Source organism: Streptomyces sp. NBC_01428 (assembly GCF_036231965.1).
In the GTDB taxonomy this organism is placed as follows: Bacteria; Actinomycetota; Actinomycetes; order Streptomycetales; family Streptomycetaceae; genus Streptomyces.
Genome location: NZ_CP109499.1, coordinates 4,221,802 through 4,242,895 on the forward strand (window position 1 = coordinate 4,221,802; position 21,094 = coordinate 4,242,895).

Consider the following 21,094-nt stretch of genomic DNA (forward strand, 5'->3'; position numbering starts at 1 on the left):
ACGGGGATGCTCAAACGGCTCGTGATCGGCAGGGCGATGCGCAGCGACGAGCTGCACGGGACCCTGCTGCCCAAACGGCTCGCCCTGCCCATCTTCGCCTCCGACCCCCTGTCGTCCGTGGCCTACGCGACGCAGGAGATCCTGCTCGTCCTCACCCTCGGCGGCCTGACGTACCTGCACTTCACGCCCTGGATCGCGGGCGCCGTGGTCGTGCTCCTGACGGTCGTGGTGCTGTCGTACCGGCAGGTGGTGCACGCCTACCCGAGCGGTGGCGGCTCCTTCGAGGTGGCGTCCACGAACCTCGGCCCCTCGGCCGGTCTGGTCGTCGCCGCGTCCCTGCTGGTCGACTACGTGATGACGGTCGCCGTGTCCGTCGCCTCAGGCGTGGACAACATCATCTCGGCGATCCCCGCGCTCGCCCATCAGCGCGTCCTGATGGCCCTCGTCTTCGTCGCCGTCCTCGCCGCCATCAACCTGCGCGGGATGCGCGAGTCGGGCCGGGCCTTCGCCGCACCGACGTACCTGTTCATCGGCGGCGTCCTGATCATGGTGATCACCGGGCTGATCCGGTACGCCCTCGGGGACGCGCCGGTCGCCGAGAGCGCCGCCTACGGAGTCCGGGCCGCCCCCTCCGACGCCCATCTGACCGGCCTCGCCCTGGTGATGCTGGTGCTGCGCGCGTTCTCCTCCGGCTGTACGGCGCTGACCGGCGTGGAGGCGATCTCCAACGGGGTGCCGGCGTTCCGCAAGCCCAAGTCGCGCAACGCCGCCTCGACGCTCGCGGCGATGGGCGGCCTCGCGATCCTCATGTTCGTCGGGGTCACCACGCTGGCGCTGGTCGCCAAGGTGCACATCACGGACGACTCCTGCCGGCTCACCGGCCTGAGCGACTGCGCCGGCTACACGCAGCGGACGGTCATCGCGCAGATCGCGGCGGCGGTGTTCGGCGGGGAGAGCAGCTTCGGCTTCTACTTCATCCAGGCCGTGACGGCCCTCGTCCTGATCCTCGCCGCGAACACCGCCTTCAACGGCTTCCCGCTGCTGTCCTCGATCCTCGCCCAGCACCGCTACCTGCCCCACCAGCTGCACAACCGGGGCGACCGACTGGCCTTCTCCAACGGCATCCTGGCCCTCGCGATCGTCGCCGGCCTGCTGCTGTGGGGCTACCGGGCGAACGTCACCAGCCTCATCCACCTGTACATCCTCGGCGTGTTCACCTCCTTCACCCTGTCCCAGCTCGGCATGGTCCGGCACTGGAACCGCGCGCTGCGAGGAGAACCCGACCCGGCCGCCCGACGCCGTCAGCACACGGCCCGCGTCATCAACGCGGTGGGCGCGGTGTTCACCGGGATCGTCCTGCTCATCGTCCTGGTCACCAAGTTCACCCAGGGCGCGTGGCTGGCCGTCCTCGCCGCAACCGTGCTGTGGGTACTGATGCGCGCGATCCGACGCCACTACGACGCCACGGCGGCCGAGCTGGCGGTGACCGACCCGCACGCCGAACTCGTACCGCCCGGCCGGGTCCTCGCGATCGTCCTCGTCTCCAAGGTCCACAAACCGACCCTGCGGGCCCTCGCCTACGCCCGCGCCATCCACCCCGACCGGCTGGAGGCCCTGACCGTCTCGGTCGACGCGGAGGACACGGACGAACTGCGCCGGCGCTGGGAGGAACTCGCCATCGACGTGCCGCTGAAGGTCGTCGACTCCCCGTACCGCGAGATCACCCGCCCGGTCGTCGGATACGTGCGCTCGGTGCGCCGCGACAGCCCGCGTGACGTCGTCGCCGTCTTCATCCCCGAGTACGTCGTCGGCCACTGGTGGGAGAACGCCCTGCACAACCAGTCCGCCCTGTGGCTCAAGAGCCGGCTGCTGTTCACCCCGGGCGTGATGGTGACGAGCGTGCCCTGGCAGCTCACCTCCTCCGCCCACGCGAACCGGCCGACGGGCCGTGCGCCGGGCGCGGTCCGCCGGGGCGAGCCGGTCCCGCCGCAACCCACCCGGCAGGGACGCCCGTAACCGCCCCCGCGGCGTCCCCGTGATGCGCGACCAGCGGGTCTTAACGCAAGCTTGACGCGGAGGCCCCCGGCAGGCGTGGGCCCATGGATCACTCTCTGCATACGCTGATGACGCCGTCTCCTCGATGGCCGGAAACGATCGCCGAGCCGTACGTCAGGAGAGCCACCGATGGCCAGCCCCGAGCACGCCCCGCCGAGCCGGCTGCGCGCCTGGATGCTGGAAGGCCTGTCCGACATGGGCAAGGGCAAGGGCCGACAGTTGCCCCGGCCCGCCGCCCCGGCGCCCGTCCACAAGGGCCAGCGCTGGTGGCGCGTCATGTGCCTGACCGGCGTCGACTACTTCTCCACCCTCGGCTACCAGCCCGGCATCGCCGCCCTCGCCGCCGGCCTGCTCTCCCCCGTCGCCACCGTCGTGCTCGTCGTCGTCACCCTCGCGGGCGCACTGCCGGTCTACCGCCGCGTCGCCGAGGAGAGCCCGCACGGCGAAGGCTCGATCGCGATGCTCGAACGGCTCCTGTCGTTCTGGCAGGGCAAACTCTTCGTCCTCACCCTGCTCGGCTTCGCGGCCACCGACTTCCTCATCACCATCACCCTCTCGGCGGCCGACGCCTCCACCCACCTCGTGGAGAACCCTCACCTGAACAGCGTCCTGCACGACAAGCAGATGGTGATCACCCTCGGCCTCGTCGCCCTGCTCGGCGCCGTCTTCCTCAAGGGCTTCCTGGAGGCCATCGGCGTCGCCGTGGTCCTGGTCGGCATCTACCTCGGCCTCAACGTCGTGGTCGCGGTGACCGGCCTGTGGCAGGTCGCCACCCACGGACACGTCGTCACCGACTGGTCCACCGCCCTGACCGCCGAGCACGGCAACGTCCTCGCGATGGTCGGCGTCGCCCTGCTCGTCTTCCCGAAACTCGCCCTCGGCCTCTCCGGCTTCGAGACCGGCGTCGCCGTCATGCCCCACGTCGAGGGCGACACCGCCGACACCGAGGAGAACCCGGCGGGCCGTATCCGCGGCACGAAGAAACTGCTCACCACCTCCGCCGCGATCATGAGCGTCTTCCTCATCGTGACCAGCTTCATCACCACGGTGCTGATCCCGGAGAAGGAGTTCGAGTCGGGCGGCCAGGCCAACGGCCGCGCCCTCGCCTACCTGGCCCACGAGTACCTCGGCAACGCCTTCGGCACCGTCTACGACGCCTCCACCATCGCCATCCTGTGGTTCGCCGGAGCCTCCGCCATGGCCGGCCTCCTCAACCTCATGCCGCGCTACCTCCCCCGCTACGGCATGGCCCCGCACTGGGCGCGCGCCGTCCGCCCCATGGTGATCGTCTTCATCCTGATCGCGTTCCTCGTCACCTGGATCTTCGACGCGGACGTCGACGCCCAGGGCGGCGCCTACGCCACCGGCGTCCTCGTCCTGATCAGCTCCGCGGCCATCGCCGTCACCATCGCCGCCCGCAAGGCCCGCCAGAAACACTGGACCATCGCCTTCGCCGTCATCTCGGCGGTCTTCCTCTACACGACCGTCGTCAACGTCATCGAACGCCCCGACGGCGTCAAGATCGGCGCCTGCTTCATCGCCGGCATCATCCTCGTCTCCTTCCTCTCCCGCCTCGCCCGCGCCTTCGAGCTGCGCGTCACCAGCGTGACCGTGGACCCGATGGCCGAACGGTTCATCCGCGACATCGCGAGCCGGCGCATCCGGTTCATCGCCAACGAACCCGACAACCGCGACCTCACCGAGTACCGCGAGAAGATCGAGCAGATCCGCGCCGACCACGACCTCCCCGCCCAGGAGGACTTCGTCTTCCTGGAGGTCACCGTCCTCGACCCCTCCGAGTTCGAGTCGGTCATGAACGTACGCGGCGAGGTGCTGCACGGCCGCTACCGCATCCTCACCCTGGAGTCCTCCTCCATCCCCAACGCGCTCGCCGCCCTGCTCCTGCACGTCCGCGACACCACCGGCTGCATCCCGCACGTCTACTTCGAATGGACCGAGGGCAACCCGTTCACCAACTTCCTGCGCTTCTTCCTCTTCGGCCAGGGCGAGGTCGCCCCCGTCACCCGCGAGGTGCTCCGCGAGGCCGAACCCGACCGCACCCGCCGCCCCCGCGTCCACGTCGGCTGACCTGCCCGACGGAGTGCCCGACGGAGTGAGAGGCCGGTAAGAAGCCCGCCCCGGGACCCGCCCGCCGGGCCGCACCCGTCCGATGCTTGGCAGACTGGCCGGGTGCCCCAGAATGTGCTGCTCGCCGAGGACGACCGCGCCATCCGTCACGCCCTGGAAAGGGCGCTGACCCTGGAGGGCTACCAGGTGACGGCCGTCGCCGACGGGGTGGAGGCACTGGCCCAGGCCCACCGCACCCCACCGGACGTCCTCGTCCTCGACGTGATGATGCCCGGCATCGACGGCCTCCAGGTCTGCCGCGTCCTGCGCGCCGAGGGCGACCGCACCCCGATCCTGATGCTCACCGCACTCGTCGAGACCGCCGACCGCATCGCCGGCCTCGACGCGGGCGCCGACGACTACGTGGTCAAACCGTTCGACGTCGAGGAGGTCTTCGCCCGGCTGCGCGCACTGCTGCGCCGCACCGGCAACGGCTCCCTCGACGAGAGCGCGCCCACCGCGCCGCGCGAGCAGCGCGCCGCCACCGCACAGATCTCCGTGGCCGGGCTGCGCATGGACGTCCAGGCCCGCCGGGTCTGGCGCGGACAGCGCGAGCTGGAGCTGACCCGGACCGAGTTCGAACTCCTCGAACTCCTCGTCCGCAACGCCGGCATCGTCCTCGACCACTCCACGATCTACGACCGCATCTGGGGCTACGACTTCGGCCCGGGCTCCAAGAACCTCGCCGTCTACGTCGGCTACCTCCGCCGCAAGCTCGACGAGCCGGGAAGCCCGTCCCTGATCCACACCGTCCGGGGCGTCGGCTACGTCCTGCGGGAGGACTGAGTGCCACCCGGTCCGGCGGACCCCGGGCCCGGCCGGGCGGCCCACCCCGGGGACGAAGGACCGTCCGCGCCCGGAACGACCCCGCAGCGCCGCACCGCCGGGCCGGGACCCTCCTGGGCGTCCCGGTTCCCCGGCACGTCCGGACGGCTGCGGCGGCTGTCCTCCCTGCGCGCCGTGTTCACCGTCTCCTTCGCGGCCGTCGCCGCCGCCGTCACCGTCCTCGTCGGCTTCCTCAGCTACGACGCCGCCGCCCGGCTGGTGCGCGTCGACCAGCAGACCGTCTTCGCCGAGGTCGTCCAGGACCTGCGCGACCAGGTACGCGAGCACCCCCTGCAACCGCAGGACTTCGCCGTCTCCGACCCCGACCACGACGGCCCGCTCAACGACATCATCCGGCCCAGCCGCACCGACGTGCAGGTGCTCGGGGAGGGGGGCACGGTCGTCGACCGCGGCACCCCGCCCCTGCCCGTGGACCGCCACGACCGCAACGTCTCCGACGACGCCGTCGCCGGAAAGGTCGAGGAGCACAAGGACGTCGACGTCGCCGGCGACCGCTACCGGCTCGCGACCGTCTCCCTCGGCGGCGGCCGCGGCGCGGTCCAGGTCGCCCAGCAGTTCAGCGACACGGAGGACCTGCTGCGGGAACTCCAGCAGCGGACCGTGCTGCTCGTCGGGGCCGTCGTCATCGCCGCCGGGCTCTTCGGCTGGTGGCTGGCGCGGCGCATCACCCGGCGGCTGGTACGGCTCGCCGGGGCCGCCGAGGACGTGGCGCGCACCGGGCATCTCGGCATCCAGGTGCCGGTCACCGGCTACGACGAGGTGGGCCGGCTCGGGCGCTCCTTCGACCGGATGCTCGGCCGCCTGGCCCAGTCCGAGGAGGACCAGCGCCGGCTGGTCCAGGACGCGGGCCACGAGCTGCGTACGCCGCTGACCTCGCTGCGGACGAACATCTCCATGCTCCGCCGGATCGACGAACTCCCGCCGGACGCCCGGGAGGAACTCGTCGCCGATCTCGCCCTGGAGTCCCGCGAGCTGACCGACCTCGTCAACGAACTGGTCGCCCTCGCCGCCGGCCAGTCCGACACCGAGCCCGTGCGACGCCTCGACCTCGCCGAACTCGCCGAGGACGCCGTGATCGTCGCGCGCCGGCGCACCGGCCGGGAGATCACCCTCGACGTCACCGGCGACACCACGGTCGACGGCCGCCCCACCGCCCTCCAGCGCGCGGTCTCCAATCTCGTGGAGAACGCGGCCAAGTTCGACCGCGGCGGCACGGCACCGATCGAGGTGGTGCTGACCGGCCGCCCCGGCGAAACCGGTGGCCGCCCCGGCCCGGTGCGCGTCGAGGTCCTGGACCGCGGTCCCGGCATCGGCGAGGACGACCTCGTCCGCGTCTTCGACCGCTTCTACCGCACCGCCGACGCCCGCAGCCTCCCCGGCTCGGGCCTCGGCCTCTCCATCGTCCGCGAGATCGCCACAGCCCACGGAGGCACCCCGTTCGCCCACGCCCGCCCCGGAGGCGGCACGGTGATCGGCTTCACGACGGACACGTGAGGCGAGGGCGGCGCGCGTTTTCGGGTGTGGTGCGGTTCGGTGGGTGGGTCGGGGCCGTGCCGGTACATCCGCCCGTCGCCGTTGAATCAGACGGAGGTCGAGAAGCGGGAGCTGCTCGATCCGGGCGTAAGCGACGGGCATCTGATGTACCGGCACGGCCCCTCACGCCGGATGCCGACTGCGGGCAGCGACTGGCCGGGGCGCGTCCCTTTCGTCGAATTTCAGCCCCTCCGGCGTTTGAGGAGCGGGGTCTGGGGCGGAGCCCCAGGTATGGGACGGGTAGGGGCGGAGGGGGCGAGGAAACGCCTACGGCCGCAGCGCCGCGAGCTGCTCGGCGAACGGGACCACCTGGAACCCGTCCTCGCGGGCAGCGACGTTCCCCTGAGCAGGGAGGGACGAGCCGGCCGGGACAGTGGTCCCAGCCAGGGCCTGGACGGTGGGCGCCGACCGACCCGCAAGGGCGGACATCAGCACCGCCAACTCCCCCGAAGCCCGCTCGATCCGCTCGGCCAACCCCTCGGCCCCCCAGTCCTCCGAAGCCGCGTACACCCCGGTGGGCACGACAACGGCCCGCAGATAGGCGAACAGCGGCCGCAGCGCGTGTTCGAGGACCAGCGAGTGCCGCCCGGTCCCCCCGGTCGCCGCGATCAACACGGGCTTGCCCACGAGGGCGTCCTTGTCGAGCACGTCGAAGAAGGACTTGAACAGCCCGCTGTACGAGGCGGAGAACACCGGGGTGACGACGATCAGCCCGTCCGCCGAGGTCACGTCGTCGATCGCGGCGGACAGGCCCCGCCCGGGAAACCCGTTGGTGAAGTCGTGCGCGATCTCGACGGCGAGATCCCGCAGTTCGACCACGCGGACGTCAACGGCCCCGGAGGCCCGGCCGGCGGCCGCGGCCGCCAGCCGGTCGGCCAGCAGCCGCGTGGACGACGGAACACTCAGTCCCGCCGAGACGACGACGAGCTTCATGCGACGGTCACCTCTTCCTGGGCGGCGGCCACCCGGGCCGCATGGGTCGGCGCGTCCGGCACGTCGGCCGGCCGCCCCTTGGCGAACTCCTCGCGCAGCACCGGCACGACCTGCTCACCGAGGAGGTCGAGCTGCTCCAGCACGGTCTTGAGGGGCAGCCCGGCGTGGTCCATCAGGAACAGCTGGCGCTGGTAGTCACCGGCGTAGTCGCGGAACGCCAGCGTCTTCTCGATCACCTGCTGCGGCGAGCCGACGGTCAGCGGGGTCTGCTCGGTGAAGTCCTCCAGCGACGGCCCGTGCCCGTACACCGGCGCGTTGTCGAAGTACGGCCGGAACTCCCGTACCGCGTCCTGCGAGTTGGGCCGCATGAAGACCTGGCCGCCGAGGCCGACGATCGCCTGCTCGGCGGTGCCGTGCCCGTAGTGCGCGTACCGCTCGCGGTAGAGCTCGACCATCTTCTTGGTGTGGTCGGCGGGCCAGAAGATGTTGTTGTGGAAGAAGCCGTCGCCGTAGTAGGCGGCCTGCTCGGCGATCTCCGGCGAGCGGATGGAGCCGTGCCAGACGAACGGCGCGACGCCGTCCAGCGGTCGCGGTGTCGAGGTGAAGGACTGGAGCGGCGTGCGGAACTTGCCCTCCCACGTCACGACGTCCTCGCGCCACAGGCGGTGCAGCAGCGCGTAGTTCTCGACCGCGAGGTTGATGCCCTGCCGGATGTCCTGACCGAACCAGGGATAGACGGGACCGGTGTTGCCCCGGCCCATCATGAGGTCGACGCGTCCGTCCGCGAGGTGCTGGAGCATCGCGAAGTCCTCGGCGATCTTCACCGGGTCGTTGGTGGTGATCAGCGTCGTGGACGTGGACAGGACGAGCTTCTCGGTGCGCGCGGCGATGTAGCCGAGCAGGGTGGTCGGGGACGACGGGACGAACGGCGGGTTGTGGTGCTCGCCGGTCGCGAAGACGTCGAGGCCGACCTCCTCCGCCTTCTGCGCGATGGCGACCATGGCCTTGATGCGCTCGTGCTCGCTCGGCTCCCGGCCCGTGGTCGGGTCCGGAGTCACATCGCCGACGCTGAAGATCCCGAACTGCATGGTCGCTCACCCTCCAAGTTGTTGACGGTTCAACTATACCCTCGAACCACCACCGCGCCCCAGGTATTCCTCGGCGGCCACCGGAAGCCCCGGCGCCCCCCTCCCCGCACCAACGCGCAAACCGCTTGACCGCACCCCACCGCATGCCCGACATTTATCTGCGTGACACAGACATTGCGTGACGCAGATGAAAACGGCCTGCACGACACCCCTCATCCACCCGCCCGCGTCCGCTGGGCGATCCTCGGCGTCGTCCTCGCCGCCGACGTCCTGGACCTCCTCGACGGCACCATCACGAACATCGCCGCCCCGACCATCACCCACGACCTCGGCGGCGGCACCTCCCTCGTCCAGTGGCTCGGCGCCTCCTACGCCCTCGCGCTCGGTGTCCTGCTCGTGCTCGGCGGACGGCTCGGCGACCTGTACGGCCGCCGGCGGCTCTTCCTCACCGGGCTCGCCGGTTTCACCACCGCCTCGGTCGCCTGCGGCCTCGCCCCGACACCGGGCACCCTCGTCGCCGCCCGCCTCGTCCAGGGCGCCTTCGGCGCGCTCGTCGTCCCGCAAGGCTTCGGCATCCTCGGCGCGACCTGGCCCCGCGCCCAGATCGGCAAGGCCTACAGCCTCTTCGGGCCGGTGATGGGACTGTCCGCCGTCGGCGGCCCGATCCTCGCCGGACTCCTCATCGACGCGGACCTCGCCGGACTCGGCTGGCGCCCGATGTTCCTCATCAACCTCGTCCTCGGCGGCGCCGCCCTGTTCGCCGCCGCCCGCCTGCTCCCCCACGACACCGGCGACCGCACGACAGCCGTCGACATCCCCGGCTCCGCACTCCTCGGCGCCACCATGCTCGCCCTGCTCACCGGCCTCATCCAGGGCTCGGCGCACGGCTGGACCGCGTTCCCCGTCCTCGCGTCGCTCGCCGGTCTCGCGCTCTTCGCGGCGTTCTGCCACCGCCAGCGCACCGCGCCCAGCCCACTGATCCGGCCCTCGCTCCTGCACAACCGGGGCTTCACCTCGGGACTGGTCCTCGGCATCGTCTTCTTCGCCGCGGTCTCCGGCCTCCTCTACGTCGTCTCGCTCTTCCTCCAGCAGGGCCTCGGCCGCTCCCCCGCGGGCGCCGCACTCGCCCTCATGCCCCTGTCCGCGGGCATCGTCATCGCCTCGATCGCCTGCTACCGGCTGATCGCCCGGCTGGGCCGCCGCCTCGTCCTCATCGGCTTCCTCGTCACACTCGCCGGAACGCTCCACCTCCTCGCCCTGGTCGCGGCCTCCGGCACCGGCCCCTGGGCCCTGGTGCCGCCCCTGTTCGTCATCGGGCTGGGCATGGGCGCCTGCTTCGGCTCGCTCTACGACGTGACCATCGGCGACATCACCCCCGCCGAGGCCGGCAGCGCGGGCGGCTCGCTCGGCGCGGTCCAGCAGCTCGCCAACGCCGTCGGAGCCGCCGCCGTCACCAGCGTCTACTTCCACTCCGGCGGCGGCGAGAAGCACGCCACCACGGTGAGCCTCACCGTCGTCGCCGCCATCACCCTGCTGTGCTGCCCCCTCGTACGCCTGCTCCCGCCCAAGGCACCCGAGGACCAGCACCACTAGGCCGTGTCCGGCACCTCGAGCCGTCGAAGGGGGTCGTCGAGGCCCGCGAACCCTACGACGCGTCCTGCGCGTCCTGCTGGAGGTCCCCGGCCCGAAGCCGCGCGACCTGCTGCGCGCTGAAGTCGACCGTGCGCCTCATGTGCCCGATGATCAGGGCGACTTCGGCGTCGTCGAGCCCGTCGAACAGGGCGTACCAACCGCCGCCCAGCCGGTCCCACATACGGCCGAACTCGGCGATCTTCTCCGGCACGGTCGCCACGAGCACCCGCCGCCGGTCCACCACGTCGCGCTCCCGGACGACGTAGCCCGCCTTCTCCAGCCGGTCCACCAGGCGCGTGGCCGAACCGGTCGTCAGCCCCGTCATCTCGGCGATCCGGCCGGTGGTCACCGGCTCCGCCTCCAGGCTGAGCAGGTTCACACACTGCACGTCCGTCGGATGCAGGCCGAGGTGGTCGGCGAGGGCCTGGTTGAACAGGGCGTACGAGGCCATGTACCGCCGCGACACGACCGCCAGTTCACCCAGCAGCCCCTCGCGCCCGTCCCCAGCCATCCCGCCCCTTCCCAAGCCCTCCAGAAATCCTACGCCGCCCCCGCCTCCGGCACCCCGACCAGGCTTCATCCGCCCCCTCCCGACCCGTACATAGGGCTCCGCCCCGGACCCCGCTCCTCAATCGCCGGAGGGGCTGAAATTCACGCCCGCACCCGGCCCCCGACGAAAGGGACGCGCCCCGGCCATTCGCTGCCCGCACCCGGCACTCGACGAAAGGGACGCGCCCCGGCCATTCGCTGCCCGCAGTCGGCATGCGGCGTGAGGGGCCGTGCCGGTACATCACATGCCCGTCGCTTACGCCCGGATCGAGCAGCTCCAGCCTCTCGACCGACGTCTGATTCAACGGCGACGGGCGGATGTACCGGCACGGCCCCGACCCACCCACCGGACAGGAGCCGAAGCCGAAGGCACCCTCACCGCCGCGCCTAGAACGCGTACGCGTCCCCCGTGTCCAGCACCAACACCTGCTGCCGGTCATTCGCATGGTTCCGGTCCACCGACCCCCCGCCCCACACCGTGTCCAGCCCCACCGTCACCTCGGACGCGACCTCCCGCAGCCGCACGGTCATCCTGATCTCCTCCCCCGGACCGTCCGCCGGCAGCGCCCCCGTCCGGCACACCACCACCCGCTCGCCCGACCGGGCGCACCCGACCGGCAGCACCTGGGCGTCGCCCAGCGCGGCCGACCACCGCAGCCGCACCGTCGCGTCGTCCACCGGGTCGGGCCCGTGGTTCCGCGGCGTCAGGCGGACGTCGACCAGTCCCGAGGCCATGGACGCGGTCCCGTGATAGGCGAGATCGGCCTCAGGAGCCACCGCACCCCCGAGACCCCCCGGGCCTCCCACGGCACCCGCCCCTCCGACCAGCACAGCCCCCGAACCCAACAGACCCACCGCACTCAGCAACCACATGGCCATTTCCTCCGCCGGCACGAACCATCACGATCATCGAGTCGTCGTCGACCCACCGTCCCGGGATGTATCCCACCCTGGCCGCCCCCCAGGCGCCCTCCAACAGGTGACACCCCGGAACCGGCCCCGGCCCCCGTGTCCACCACCCCCACCACCCCACCGCCCCCATGTCAGAGTGACCGCATGCTCGTCGCCCGCTCCGCCGCCCTGTTCGTGCTGGCCGCCCTCTTCGAGATCGGCGGGGCCTGGCTGGTCTGGCAGGGCGTACGGGAGCACCGCGGCTGGCTGTGGATCGGCGCGGGCGTGATGGCCCTCGGCGTGTACGGCTTCGTCGCCACCCTTCAGCCGGACGCCGAGTTCGGCCGCATCCTGGCCGCGTACGGCGGCGTCTTCGTGGCCGGCTCCCTCGCGTGGGGCGTGGTCGCCGACGGCTACCGCCCCGACCGCTGGGACATCACCGGCGCCCTGATCTGCCTGGCCGGCATGGCCGTGATCATGTACGGCCCCCGCAACGGCGCCTGAGACCCGCCTCACCCCCGGCCGCGTCCCGCCCGCACCCACCTATCCTTGCCGGAGACACCAGCCGGCCCGCCCGAGCCGCCGCCAGACGGCCCGCGAGCCACCGCCGAGGAGCAGGAGCAGCCGTATGACCCCCGCCGCCGCATCCCGTATCGCCGTCATCACCGGCGCCAGCAGCGGAATCGGCGCCGCGACGGCCCGGCAGCTGGCGGCCGAGGGCTACCGCGTCGTGATCACCGCCCGCCGCAAGGACCGTATCGAGGCGCTCGCGGAGGAGATCTCCGCGGCGGGCGGCCAGGCGACCGCGTACGCCCTGGACGTCACGGACCGCGCGGCGGTCGACGAGTTCGCTTCGGCGTTCAGGACGATCGGCGTGCTGGTGAACAACGCGGGCGGCGCGCTCGGCGCCGACCCGATCGCGACGGGCGACCCGGCCCAGTGGCGCCAGATGTACGAGACGAACGTCATCGGCACCCTGAACGTGACCCAGGCCCTGCTGCCCGCGCTCACCGCCAGCGGCGACGGCACGGTCGTCGTCCTCTCCTCGACGGCGGGCCACGGCACGTACGAGGGCGGCGGTGGCTACGTCGCCGCCAAGCACGCCGAGCACGTCCTCGCGGAGACGCTGCGCCTGGAGATCGTCGGCACGCCGGTCCGGGTGATCGAGGTCGCCCCCGGCATGGTGAAGACGGACGAGTTCGCGCTGACCCGCTTCGGCGGCGACACGGAGAAGGCGGCGAAGGTCTACGCGGGCGTCGCCGAGCCCCTCACCGCGGACGACGTCGCCGAGACCATCACGTGGGCCGTCACGCGCCCGAGCCACGTCAACATCGACCTGCTCGTGGTCCGCCCCCGCGCCCAGGCGTCGAACACCAAGGTCCACCGGGAGCAGTGATGCCCACCCCGGCGTCACCCGAGGACCGGCTCCCCGCGGACGAGGGCGAGAAGGCCCGCCTCGCCCTGGAGAAGAAACGCGAACGCTTCGTCTGGTACTACCTCGCGTACTTCCTCTTCGGCATCCACATCATCGCCTTCGTCATGATCTACGCGGTCCTGCACGCGAAGTGAGGAACCGATCGAAGACAACAGCCGAACGGCCCTCATGTAACCCACAAGGGTGAACTGAATCGATCACCCATACGTGGACAGAACTCGCGATCTAGGCTCAGCCGCATCATCGAAAGCGACGGCCCTCGGCCGGGACTGCCATCCCGGCCGAGGGCCTGACCAGCACGGAAGTGAGCCTTCCTCGTGGCTGAACGCGAGCCTAACGCTGTCCCCCGGCCTGCGGACGAAACCCGCAGTACGACAACCGGTTTCATGGACCTCGAAGACCCCGAGTACGCCTACATGTTCGGCTTCTTGCAAGCCGACGGGCACCTCTCGAAGGGGACGGGCCAGAAAGGGCGCCTGACCGTCGAGATCAGCGCTCGCGACGTGGGAATTCTGCGCGAATTCCAACGCCTGACCCCGTACAACAGCAGCATCACCGGACGGACCCGGACCACGAACTTCGCCGCGTCGCACAAGTCCGCCAGCTGGAACCTCTGCGCCCTCGAAGCCAGGACCAGGCTCAACGAACTCGGGCTGCCGTACGGCCGAAAGTCCACGAGCATCGCGCCTCCCCAGGTCCCGTTCTCGCCGCGCGACTATCTCCGAGGAGTGATCGACGCAGACGGCTCGGTGGGCTTCACGGCCCAAGGATTTCCCTTCTGCTCACTGACCACTGCCAGCACCGCCGTCGGCGCCTACCTCTGTTTCTACGCGGGCAAGATCACCGGCGCCGAGCGGTCCATCAGGCGCAACACCCGCGACGGCATCTTCAACATCCTGTACACGAACGAAGCGGCCCAGAAGCTGAGCGCCCACCTGTACTACCCGGATTGCCTGGCCCTAGAGCGCAAGCGGATTGCCGCCGCCGCTCTGGCCACGTGGTCGCGCCCCGCGAACATGCGCGTCGCACCCGACCGCCGCCGCTGGACGGAGTCGGAGGACCGCGTGCTGCTGGCACTGAACGACGATGCCGCGGCGGCCAGGGAACTCGGTAGGACTGAGAAGAGCTGCTACATCCGGCTCTGGCGGCTCCGCACCGGCAAAACACCGATGCCGACCGTCCGGCCGAACTCCGTCTGACCGACGAAGAGTCGTGGGGCCCCCGGCAGCGAGGGCCCCACGACTTCAGCCCTTCACACAGATGAACTGCTTCAACTTCGCCACGACCTCCACGAGGTCCCGCTGCTGCTCCATCACCTGCTCGATCGGCTTGTAGGCGCCCGGGATCTCGTCCACGACGCCCGAGTCCTTACGGCACTCCACGCCTCGCGTCTGCTCCTCCAGGTCCTTCGTCGTGAAGCGGCGCTTCGCGGCGTTACGGCTCATGCGCCGACCGGCACCGTGCGACGCCGAGTTGAAGGCCTTCTCGTTGCCGAGACCCTTGACGATGTACGAACTGGTGCCCATTGAGCCCGGGATGATCCCGTACTCACCGGAGCCCGCACGGATGGCGCCCTTGCGCGTGACGAGCAGGTCCATGCCCTCGTACCGCTCCTCCGCGACATAGTTGTGGTGGCAGGAGATCTCCGGCTCGAACGTCGGCTTCGCCTTCTTGAACTCCTTACGGACCACGTCCTTCAGAAGCGCCATCATGAGCGTCCGGTTGTTCTTCGCGTACTCCTGGGCCCAGAACAGGTCGTTGCGGTACGCCGCCATCTGAGGGGTATCGGCGACGAAGACGGCGAGGTCACGGTCGACAAGCCCGTGGTTGTGCGGGAGCTTCTGGGCCACGCCGATGTGGTGCTCGGCCAGTTCCTTGCCGATATTCCGGGATCCGGAGTGCAGCGTGAGCCATACGACGCCATCAGAATCGAACAAAAGCTCGATGTAGTGATTTCCGGATCCGAGCGTTCCCATCTGCTTCAGTGCCCGTTCCTGACGGAACTTGACCGCATCGGCCACTCCGTCGAACCGCCCCCAGAAGTCGTCCCAGCCCGCGGTGGGCAGGCCGTGGAAGGCGTACGGGGTGATCGGGGAGTCGTGCATGCCGCGGCCGACCGGGATCGCCTGCTCGATCTTGGAGCGGAGGCGGGACAGGTCGCCCGGCAGGTCGTTGGCCGTGAGGGACGTCCGGACGGCGGACATGCCGCAGCCGATGTCGACACCCACCGCGGCCGGGCACACCGCGTCCCGCATCGCGATGACGGAGCCGACCGTCGCACCCTTGCCGTAGTGGACGTCCGGCATGACGGCGAGCCCCTTGATCCAGGGCAGGGTCGCCACGTTCTGGAGCTGACGGAGTGCCACGTCCTCGACCGACGCCGGGTCGGTCCACATACGGATGGGAACCTTCGCACCCGGTACCTCTACGTACGACATATCGCCCTCAATCCCCCGGGAACCAACAGAAGTCATTAATCGCAAAACCGGCGCCTAGGTCGACGTATGGGACAACGGACCGGCGTCCACGGCTGTGCGTGCGATACACATTGTCTCCAGGGGTCGCCCCTGTGCGGCAACCGAATAACCACAGGACACCCGGGCGGAAGCGCGCCGGGGAACCGTCGAGAGGAGCCTGACCGTGCAGCGGAAGGCGTACGTACCCGGCGCCGCCGTGCTCCTCGCGGCTTTGCTGGCGGGCTGCACCGGCGCTTCGGACGACGGGGGTTCGCCGACCGACTCCAAGGGCGGCGACACCGGCACGACGGCCGTCGCGGCTCAGCCGGGCAAGTACCGCACGCTGCCGGAGGCGTGCGGCGCGGTCGATCACGACACCCTGGACGCCCTGCTGCCGGGCATCGGGCAACTCCCCGACGCGGCGCAGCAGGAGCAGGCGTACGAGGGCGAGGCGGCCCTCACGTACGACACGGACCGGCGTGACGGCTGCAGTTGGAAGGTGGAGTCCGCCTCCGCCACCGACCATCTCTCCATCGCCTTCGAGCGGGTCGTGTCCTACGACAACACGGTGAGCGACGACAACAAGGCGGAGGAGCTGTACTCCACCCAGGAGACGGCGGCGGACCTTCCCGAGCCCGCGGCCACCGGCAGCGACGCCTCGTCGAGTCCGGGCGGCGACGCCGGCACGCCGAGCGGTGACGCCGGCAGCAGTGACAGTGGCGGCGGCAACGACAGCGGCGGGAGCGGCTCCGAGCCCACGCCGTCCGGCTCCGGTTCCCCCGCGGAGACGTCCGCCGCGCTCCAGCCCCGCGTGCTCGACGATCTGGCGGACCAGGCGTTCCTGAACGACAAGCTGAGCGCCGGCTCCTCGACCGCCCGGCAGCGCACGGTGACTGTGGTGTTCCGCACGTCGAACGTCATCGTGACGATCGAGTACGCGGAGCAGCCGACGGCTTCCGGGGGCGTCCCCGACAGCGAGGAAATGCAGGACAGGGCCCGGAAACTGGCCGACGTGCTCGCCGGAAAGCTCGACGGCTGACGGGTCGGCGACCCCGTCGGGCACCCCTGCACGAACCGCCCGAACGGGAACCGGCCCGGCGGATCACCGCGTACCGTGGCCCCTCGGACCCGACCGGCCGCACGCCCCATGTGCGGTCGTACCACGAGCCTCGAGTGAAGGAACCATGCACCGACCAGTACAGCGAGTAGGCCGAGCACCGCGACTCACCCGCATCCTTGTCAGCGCAGCAGCCATCCCGGTGGCGCTCGTCGCCGCGGGCTGTTCCTCGGACTCCGGCTCCACGGACGACGCCCAGAAGAGCGCGAGCGCGACACCGGACGCGAAGAAGTCCGCGAGCCCGACGGCCGAGGCCGTGCAGCCGGCCGCGTACGGGACGCTTCCGCAGCCGTGTTCGGTGCTGTCGAAGAAGACGCTGGGCGAACTGGTCCCGAAGGCGGGCAAGCCGGGCAAGAAGGGCGCATCGGACGATGCGGCCCAGCGCGGCAACTGCAACTGGAGCAGCCTCGACAACAACGGCGTGAAGGGCTCGCAGTTCCGCTGGCTGAACGTGGCACTGCTGCGCTTCGACTCGGACGCGCGCGGCGCGGGCGACAAGCAGGCGCACGCGTACTTCGAGAAGCAGGTCACGGCCGCGCAGGCCGTCAAGGGCGCGAAGGGTGCCAAGTCGGCTCCGGTCGCCGGCACGGGCGACGAGGCGACGGCCGTGCACTACGACCTGAAGAAGAAGGAAGGCGCCTTCAAGCAGCAGACGATCGTGGCGCGCGTGGAGAACGTGGTCGTCACGGTCGACTACAACGGCGCCGGTCTCGCGGGAGAGAAGACCCCGGACTCCGGTGATCTGCTGAAGGCGGCCGAGAAGGCCGCGAAGGAGGCCGTCGCGGCGGTGTCCGCGGCCAACAAGGACGGTGGCTCGACCGGTTCGTCCCCGTCGAAGGGCTCGTCCTCGAAGCCCTCCTCCGGCGCGACGTCGGCCTCGCCGTCCAAGAGCGCGGACAAGAGCGACGCGAAGGGCGACTCCAAGGGTGACGCGAAGGCGGGCTCCGGGAGCGACTCCGCGACCGCGTCCCCGTCGAAGTCCGCGTCCAAGTCCGCGGCGACGAAGAGCTGACCCGACCACGATCCTTCCGGAGGCCCAACTTCCGGTCTGAGCTGGACAGTTGCGGGAGCCCGGTACCCGAGGGGGCCGGGCTCCTCCCCTGCCGGGCACCCGGACGCCGCACACATGTGCCACTCTGTTGCGCGCAACAACACGCAAGGGGAGGGGAGTACAGGTGTCCGCGCCCATACAGCTGACTCGGATGCACAAGATACTCATCGGTGTGGTCGTCGCCGGTGCGGTCGTCATCGCCGGGATCGGCTTCGCGGGTTCGTACGCGGCGGTCCGTGAGCTGGCGATCAAGAAGGGGTTCGGGAACTTCTCGTACGTCTTCCCGATCGGTATCGACGCCGGGATCTGCGTCCTGCTCGCGCTGGACCTGCTGCTGACCTGGATCCGCATCCCGTTCCCCCTGCTGCGCCAGACCGCGTGGCTGCTGACGATCGCCACGATCGCCTTCAACGGCGCGGCGGCCTGGCCGGACCCGCTCGGTGTCGGCATGCACGCCGTCATCCCGATCCTGTTCGTGGTCTCGGTCGAGGCGGCCCGGCACGCGATCGGCCGGATCGCCGACATCACGGCCGACAAGCACATGGAGGGTGTCCGCCTCACCCGCTGGCTGCTCTCCCCCGTCCCGACCTTCCTCCTCTGGCGCCGGATGAAGCTGTGGGAGCTGCGCTCCTACGAGCAGGTCATCAAGCTGGAGCAGGACCGCCTCGTCTACCAGGCCCGCCTGCACTCCCGCTTCGGCCGCGCCTGGCGCCGCAAGGCCCCCGTGGAGTCCCTGATGCCGCTGCGCCTGGCGCGCTACGGCGTCCCCCTCGCCCAGACGGCCCCCTCGGGTCTCGCCGCGGCGGGCATCGAGCCGGTGCTGCTGCCGCCCGCGCCGCAGCTGGAGGTGGCGCGCGAGCCCGAGCCGGCGGCACCCGCCGTGCAGAGCGACGCCGCATCTGTCCGGGAGCAGCTTCCCGCCGGCGGGGCGAACGAGTCCCCCGACCGGACGGACGGCCCCGCCGAGCCGCAGAATCCGTGGCTGCACTCACGCAGCCCCCAGGCCGTCGCCTACCAGGGCGGCTACGACCCGTCGTACGACCCGGATGACGCGGCCCAGCAGTGGTACGAGGAGCAGCAGCGGGCCGAGCAGTTCCAGCAGGCCGACCCGTCCCGGCAGGCCGAGGAGTTCCAGCAGGCCGAGCAGTTCCGGCAGGCCGACCAGTTCCGCCAGTACGAGGAGGAGCAGCGGCGGTTCGAGCAGCAGGCGTTCCCCCAGCAGCAGTACGCGGAGCAGCCCGACCCCGTCGCCGCCGCCGCTCCCGCGCCGGAGCCGTCTCCGGAGGACACCGGCACGTTCCCGATCCCGGCCGGCCCGGGCCGTACCCGTGAGATGGGTGCGGGCGGCGGCTCGGAGCCGACCGAGGACGACTACTACCTGGTCTTCAAGAAGTCGATAGACGGCAGCTATCCGACGTCGGGCCAGTTCAGGGGCAATGTGGAGGCCACGTACGGCACCACGCTCCCGCAGCGCGAGGCGGAGCGGATGGTCAACCGCTTCACCAACCGCCACACCGCGGAACTGCAGGAGGACCACATCGCGTAACCGCGAGACGGCCTACGACGAGGGGGGCGCCCGGTGATCACCGGGCGCCCCCCTCGTCGTACAGCCGGACTCCAGCCGGACTCCCTACGCGGAGAGCAGCTTGCGGACCCGGTCCTGGCCGACCGCGAGGAGCAGCGTGGGCAGACGCGGCCCGGTGTCGCGGCCGACGAGCAGGTGGTAGAGCCGGGCGAAGAAGGTGCGCTGGGCGACCTTGATCTCGGCGGGGAGTTCCTTGGCGGTGGCGTCGGCGGAGAAGCCGGCCTGGACCTTGGGAACGCCGTAGACGAGGTGGGTGAGGCCGTCCAGGGACCAGTTGCGCTCCAGTCCGTCGAGGAGCAGGCGCAGCGACTCGCGGCCCTGGTCGTCGAGGGACGTGATGAGCTCGACGTCGGGCTCGTCGCGGACGACGGTGCGCTCCTCGGCGGGGACCTGGGTGTTGATCCAGGTCTCGGCCTTGTCGAGCCGGGGCCGGACCTCGTCCAGGGACGCGAGCGGGTTCTCGGGGTCGAGTTCGCTCAGGATGCGCAGGGTCTGGTCCTCGGCGCCGGCGGTGATGTCGGCGACGGAGGCCAGGGTGCGGTAGGCCATCGGACGGGGGGTGCGGGGCAGTTCCCCGGCGGCGGTGCCGACGGCCCGGCTGTACGCGGCGGCGTCGGCGGGCAGCACCGAGCCGTCGGCGACCTTGCCGGCGAGCTTGTCCCACTCGTCGTAGAGCCGCTGGATCTCCTGGTCGAAGGCGATCTTGAACGACTGGTTGGGACGGCGGCGGGCGTAGAGCCAGCGCAGCAGCTGCGGCTCCATGATCCGCAGGGCGTCCGACGCGGTGGGGACGCCGCCCTTGCTGCTGGACATCTTGGCCATGCCGCTGATGCCGACGAAGGCGTACATGGGGCCGATGGGCTGCTTGCCGCCGAAGAGGCCGACGATCTGCCCGCCGACCTGGAAGCTGGAGCCGGGCGAGGAGTGGTCGACGCCGCTGGGCTCGAAGACGACGCCCTCGTGCGCCCAGCGCATGGGCCAGTCGACCTTCCAGACGAGCTTGCCGCGGTTGAACTCGCTGAGGCGGACGGTCTCGGAGAACGCGCAGGCGGTGCAGGTGTAGGTCAGCTCGGTCGTCTCGTCGTCGTAGGACGTGACGGTGGTGAAGTCCGTGCCGCACTGGCCGCAGTAGGGCTTGTACGGGTAGTACCCGGACGTCGAGCTGCCGTCGTCCTCGGCGGCGGCGCCGGAGCCCTCCGCGGCCTCCAGCTCGGCCTCGTCGACGGGCTTCTGGCCCTGCTGCTTCTTGGCGGGGGCCTTCTTGGTGCGGTACTTCTCCAGGATGGCGTCGATGTCACCGCGGTGCTTCATCGCGAACAGGATCTGCTCGCGGTAGGCGCCCGAGGTGTACTGCTCGGTCTGGCTGATCCCGTCGTACTCGACACCGAGCTCGGCGAGCGCCTCGGTCATCGCGGCCTTGAAGTGCTCCGCCCAGTTCGGGTACGCCGAGCCGGCCGGGGCGGGGACGGAGGTCAGCGGCTTGCCGATGTGCTCGGCCCAGGACGCGTCGATGCCCGCGATGCCGGCCGGGACCTTGCGGTACCGGTCGTAGTCGTCCCAGGAGATCAGGTGGCGCACGGTGTACCCGCGGCGGCGGACCTCGTCGGCGACCAGGTGCGGGGTCATGACCTCGCGGAGGTTGCCGAGGTGGATCGGGCCGGAGGGGGAGAGGCCGGACGCGACGACGACGGGTTTGCCCGGGGCCCGACGCTCCGACTCCTCGATGACCTCGTCCGCGAAACGGGAGACCCAGTCGGTGGTCTCGGTGCTCTGAGCCACGATCGGCACGTCCTTCT

The 21,094-nt window shown here is 70.8% G+C and carries 18 protein-coding genes; 12 read left to right on the forward strand and 6 right to left on the reverse strand.

Annotated features, from left to right (window positions below):
• The first annotated feature begins 6 nt into the window (after positions 1–6).
• From OG406_RS18290 to OG406_RS18305, 4 genes are all read left to right on the forward strand, one after another.
• A complete protein-coding gene (locus OG406_RS18290) occupies positions 7–2,016 on the forward strand; it encodes an APC family permease (protein ID WP_203658773.1) in 2,010 nt (669 codons plus the stop codon).
• A 168-nt stretch (positions 2,017–2,184) separates the two neighbouring features.
• Positions 2,185–4,143, forward strand: coding sequence for an amino acid transporter (locus OG406_RS18295; RefSeq protein WP_326842631.1), 1,959 nt, complete (start codon positions 2,185–2,187; stop codon positions 4,141–4,143).
• 102 nt (positions 4,144–4,245) lie between these two features.
• Positions 4,246–4,968: a response regulator transcription factor gene (locus OG406_RS18300; RefSeq protein ID WP_329186697.1), complete on the forward strand. Its 723-nt coding sequence runs from the start codon at positions 4,246–4,248 to the stop codon at positions 4,966–4,968.
• A gap of 147 nt (positions 4,969–5,115) precedes the next feature.
• Positions 5,116–6,522 carry a HAMP domain-containing sensor histidine kinase gene (locus tag OG406_RS18305; RefSeq protein WP_329190867.1) on the forward strand — a complete coding sequence of 469 codons (1,407 nt, stop codon included), beginning with the start codon at positions 5,116–5,118 and terminating at the stop codon, positions 6,520–6,522.
• 306 nt (positions 6,523–6,828) lie between these two features.
• Here OG406_RS18305 and OG406_RS18310 read toward each other — a convergent pair whose 3' ends face one another.
• Positions 6,829–7,494: a CE1759 family FMN reductase gene (locus tag OG406_RS18310; protein ID WP_329186698.1), complete on the reverse strand. Its 666-nt coding sequence runs from the start codon at positions 7,492–7,494 to the stop codon at positions 6,829–6,831.
• Positions 7,491–8,582, reverse strand: a complete 1,092-nt coding sequence (locus OG406_RS18315; RefSeq protein WP_081218696.1) for an LLM class flavin-dependent oxidoreductase — start codon at positions 8,580–8,582, stop codon at positions 7,491–7,493. The genes OG406_RS18310 and OG406_RS18315 overlap by 4 nt, the downstream gene beginning before the upstream one ends.
• A 162-nt stretch (positions 8,583–8,744) precedes the next feature.
• On the opposite strand from OG406_RS18315, the gene OG406_RS18320 reads away from it, so the two are divergent.
• Positions 8,745–10,175 (forward strand): MFS transporter, encoded by a 1,431-nt coding sequence (locus OG406_RS18320; RefSeq protein ID WP_329186701.1) that lies wholly within the window; start codon positions 8,745–8,747, stop codon positions 10,173–10,175.
• Between the two features lie 52 nt (positions 10,176–10,227).
• Here the strand turns inward: OG406_RS18320 and OG406_RS18325 are convergent, their stop codons facing one another.
• A complete protein-coding gene (locus OG406_RS18325; RefSeq protein WP_267051504.1) occupies positions 10,228–10,725 on the reverse strand; it encodes a MarR family winged helix-turn-helix transcriptional regulator in 498 nt (165 codons plus the stop codon).
• Positions 10,726–11,150: 425 nt separating this feature from the next.
• A complete protein-coding gene (locus tag OG406_RS18330; RefSeq protein WP_323179420.1) occupies positions 11,151–11,498 on the reverse strand; it encodes a hypothetical protein in 348 nt (115 codons plus the stop codon).
• Positions 11,499–11,819: 321 nt separating this feature from the next.
• On the opposite strand from OG406_RS18330, the gene OG406_RS18335 reads away from it, so the two are divergent.
• From OG406_RS18335 to OG406_RS18350, 4 genes are all read left to right on the forward strand, one after another.
• On the forward strand, positions 11,820–12,158 hold the full coding sequence (locus tag OG406_RS18335) for a YnfA family protein (protein WP_081218693.1): 339 nt from the start codon (positions 11,820–11,822) through the stop codon (positions 12,156–12,158).
• 124 nt (positions 12,159–12,282) lie between these two features.
• Positions 12,283–13,050, forward strand: a complete 768-nt coding sequence (locus OG406_RS18340) for an SDR family NAD(P)-dependent oxidoreductase (RefSeq protein WP_329186706.1) — start codon at positions 12,283–12,285, stop codon at positions 13,048–13,050.
• Complete coding sequence (locus OG406_RS18345) at positions 13,050–13,223, forward strand: hypothetical protein (RefSeq protein WP_179165281.1); 174 nt, start codon at positions 13,050–13,052, stop codon at positions 13,221–13,223. Before OG406_RS18340 ends, OG406_RS18345 begins: the two co-directional genes overlap by 1 nt.
• A gap of 252 nt (positions 13,224–13,475) precedes the next feature.
• Positions 13,476–14,288 carry a hypothetical protein gene (locus OG406_RS18350; RefSeq protein WP_329186708.1) on the forward strand — a complete coding sequence of 271 codons (813 nt, stop codon included), beginning with the start codon at positions 13,476–13,478 and terminating at the stop codon, positions 14,286–14,288.
• A 45-nt stretch (positions 14,289–14,333) separates the two neighbouring features.
• Here OG406_RS18350 and OG406_RS18355 read toward each other — a convergent pair whose 3' ends face one another.
• Positions 14,334–15,527 (reverse strand): RtcB family protein, encoded by a 1,194-nt coding sequence (locus tag OG406_RS18355; protein ID WP_329186709.1) that lies wholly within the window; start codon positions 15,525–15,527, stop codon positions 14,334–14,336.
• Positions 15,528–15,729: 202 nt separating this feature from the next.
• Between OG406_RS18355 and OG406_RS18360 the strand changes: the two genes are divergently transcribed.
• The 3 genes from OG406_RS18360 to OG406_RS18370 all read left to right on the forward strand — a co-directional run bounded on the left by OG406_RS18360 (position 15,730) and on the right by OG406_RS18370 (position 19,259).
• On the forward strand, positions 15,730–16,584 hold the full coding sequence (locus OG406_RS18360; protein ID WP_329186710.1) for a DUF3558 domain-containing protein: 855 nt from the start codon (positions 15,730–15,732) through the stop codon (positions 16,582–16,584).
• A gap of 145 nt (positions 16,585–16,729) precedes the next feature.
• Positions 16,730–17,674, forward strand: a complete 945-nt coding sequence (locus OG406_RS18365; RefSeq protein WP_329186711.1) for a DUF3558 family protein — start codon at positions 16,730–16,732, stop codon at positions 17,672–17,674.
• Positions 17,675–17,864: 190 nt separating this feature from the next.
• Positions 17,865–19,259: a DUF2637 domain-containing protein gene (locus tag OG406_RS18370; protein WP_329186712.1), complete on the forward strand. Its 1,395-nt coding sequence runs from the start codon at positions 17,865–17,867 to the stop codon at positions 19,257–19,259.
• 84 nt (positions 19,260–19,343) lie between these two features.
• Here OG406_RS18370 and lysS read toward each other — a convergent pair whose 3' ends face one another.
• Positions 19,344–21,086 carry a lysine--tRNA ligase gene (lysS, locus tag OG406_RS18375; protein WP_329186713.1) on the reverse strand — a complete coding sequence of 581 codons (1,743 nt, stop codon included), beginning with the start codon at positions 21,084–21,086 and terminating at the stop codon, positions 19,344–19,346.
• Positions 21,087–21,094 lie beyond the last annotated feature (8 nt).

Bases quoted from the DNA above. Each gene is read 5' to 3' on its own strand.
- OG406_RS18340 (WP_329186706.1), top strand. From the start codon at position 12,283: ATGACCCCCGCCGCCGCATCCCGTATCGCCGTCATCACCGGCGCCAGC.
- OG406_RS18365 (WP_329186711.1), top strand. From the start codon at position 16,730: ATGCACCGACCAGTACAGCGAGTAGGCCGAGCACCGCGACTCACCCGC.
- OG406_RS18335 (WP_081218693.1), top strand. From the start codon at position 11,820: ATGCTCGTCGCCCGCTCCGCCGCCCTGTTCGTGCTGGCCGCCCTCTTC.
- OG406_RS18330 (WP_323179420.1), bottom strand. From the start codon at position 11,498: ATGGCCTCGGGACTGGTCGACGTCCGCCTGACGCCGCGGAACCACGGG.
- OG406_RS18370 (WP_329186712.1), top strand. From the start codon at position 17,865: ATGCACAAGATACTCATCGGTGTGGTCGTCGCCGGTGCGGTCGTCATC.
- OG406_RS18290 (WP_203658773.1), top strand. From the start codon at position 7: ATGCTCAAACGGCTCGTGATCGGCAGGGCGATGCGCAGCGACGAGCTG.
- OG406_RS18310 (WP_329186698.1), bottom strand. From the start codon at position 7,494: ATGAAGCTCGTCGTCGTCTCGGCGGGACTGAGTGTTCCGTCGTCCACG.
- OG406_RS18350 (WP_329186708.1), top strand. From the start codon at position 13,476: ATGGACCTCGAAGACCCCGAGTACGCCTACATGTTCGGCTTCTTGCAA.
- OG406_RS18345 (WP_179165281.1), top strand. From the start codon at position 13,050: ATGCCCACCCCGGCGTCACCCGAGGACCGGCTCCCCGCGGACGAGGGC.
- OG406_RS18355 (WP_329186709.1), bottom strand. From the start codon at position 15,527: ATGTCGTACGTAGAGGTACCGGGTGCGAAGGTTCCCATCCGTATGTGG.
- OG406_RS18325 (WP_267051504.1), bottom strand. From the start codon at position 10,725: ATGGCTGGGGACGGGCGCGAGGGGCTGCTGGGTGAACTGGCGGTCGTG.
- OG406_RS18315 (WP_081218696.1), bottom strand. From the start codon at position 8,582: ATGCAGTTCGGGATCTTCAGCGTCGGCGATGTGACTCCGGACCCGACC.
- OG406_RS18295 (WP_326842631.1), top strand. From the start codon at position 2,185: ATGGCCAGCCCCGAGCACGCCCCGCCGAGCCGGCTGCGCGCCTGGATG.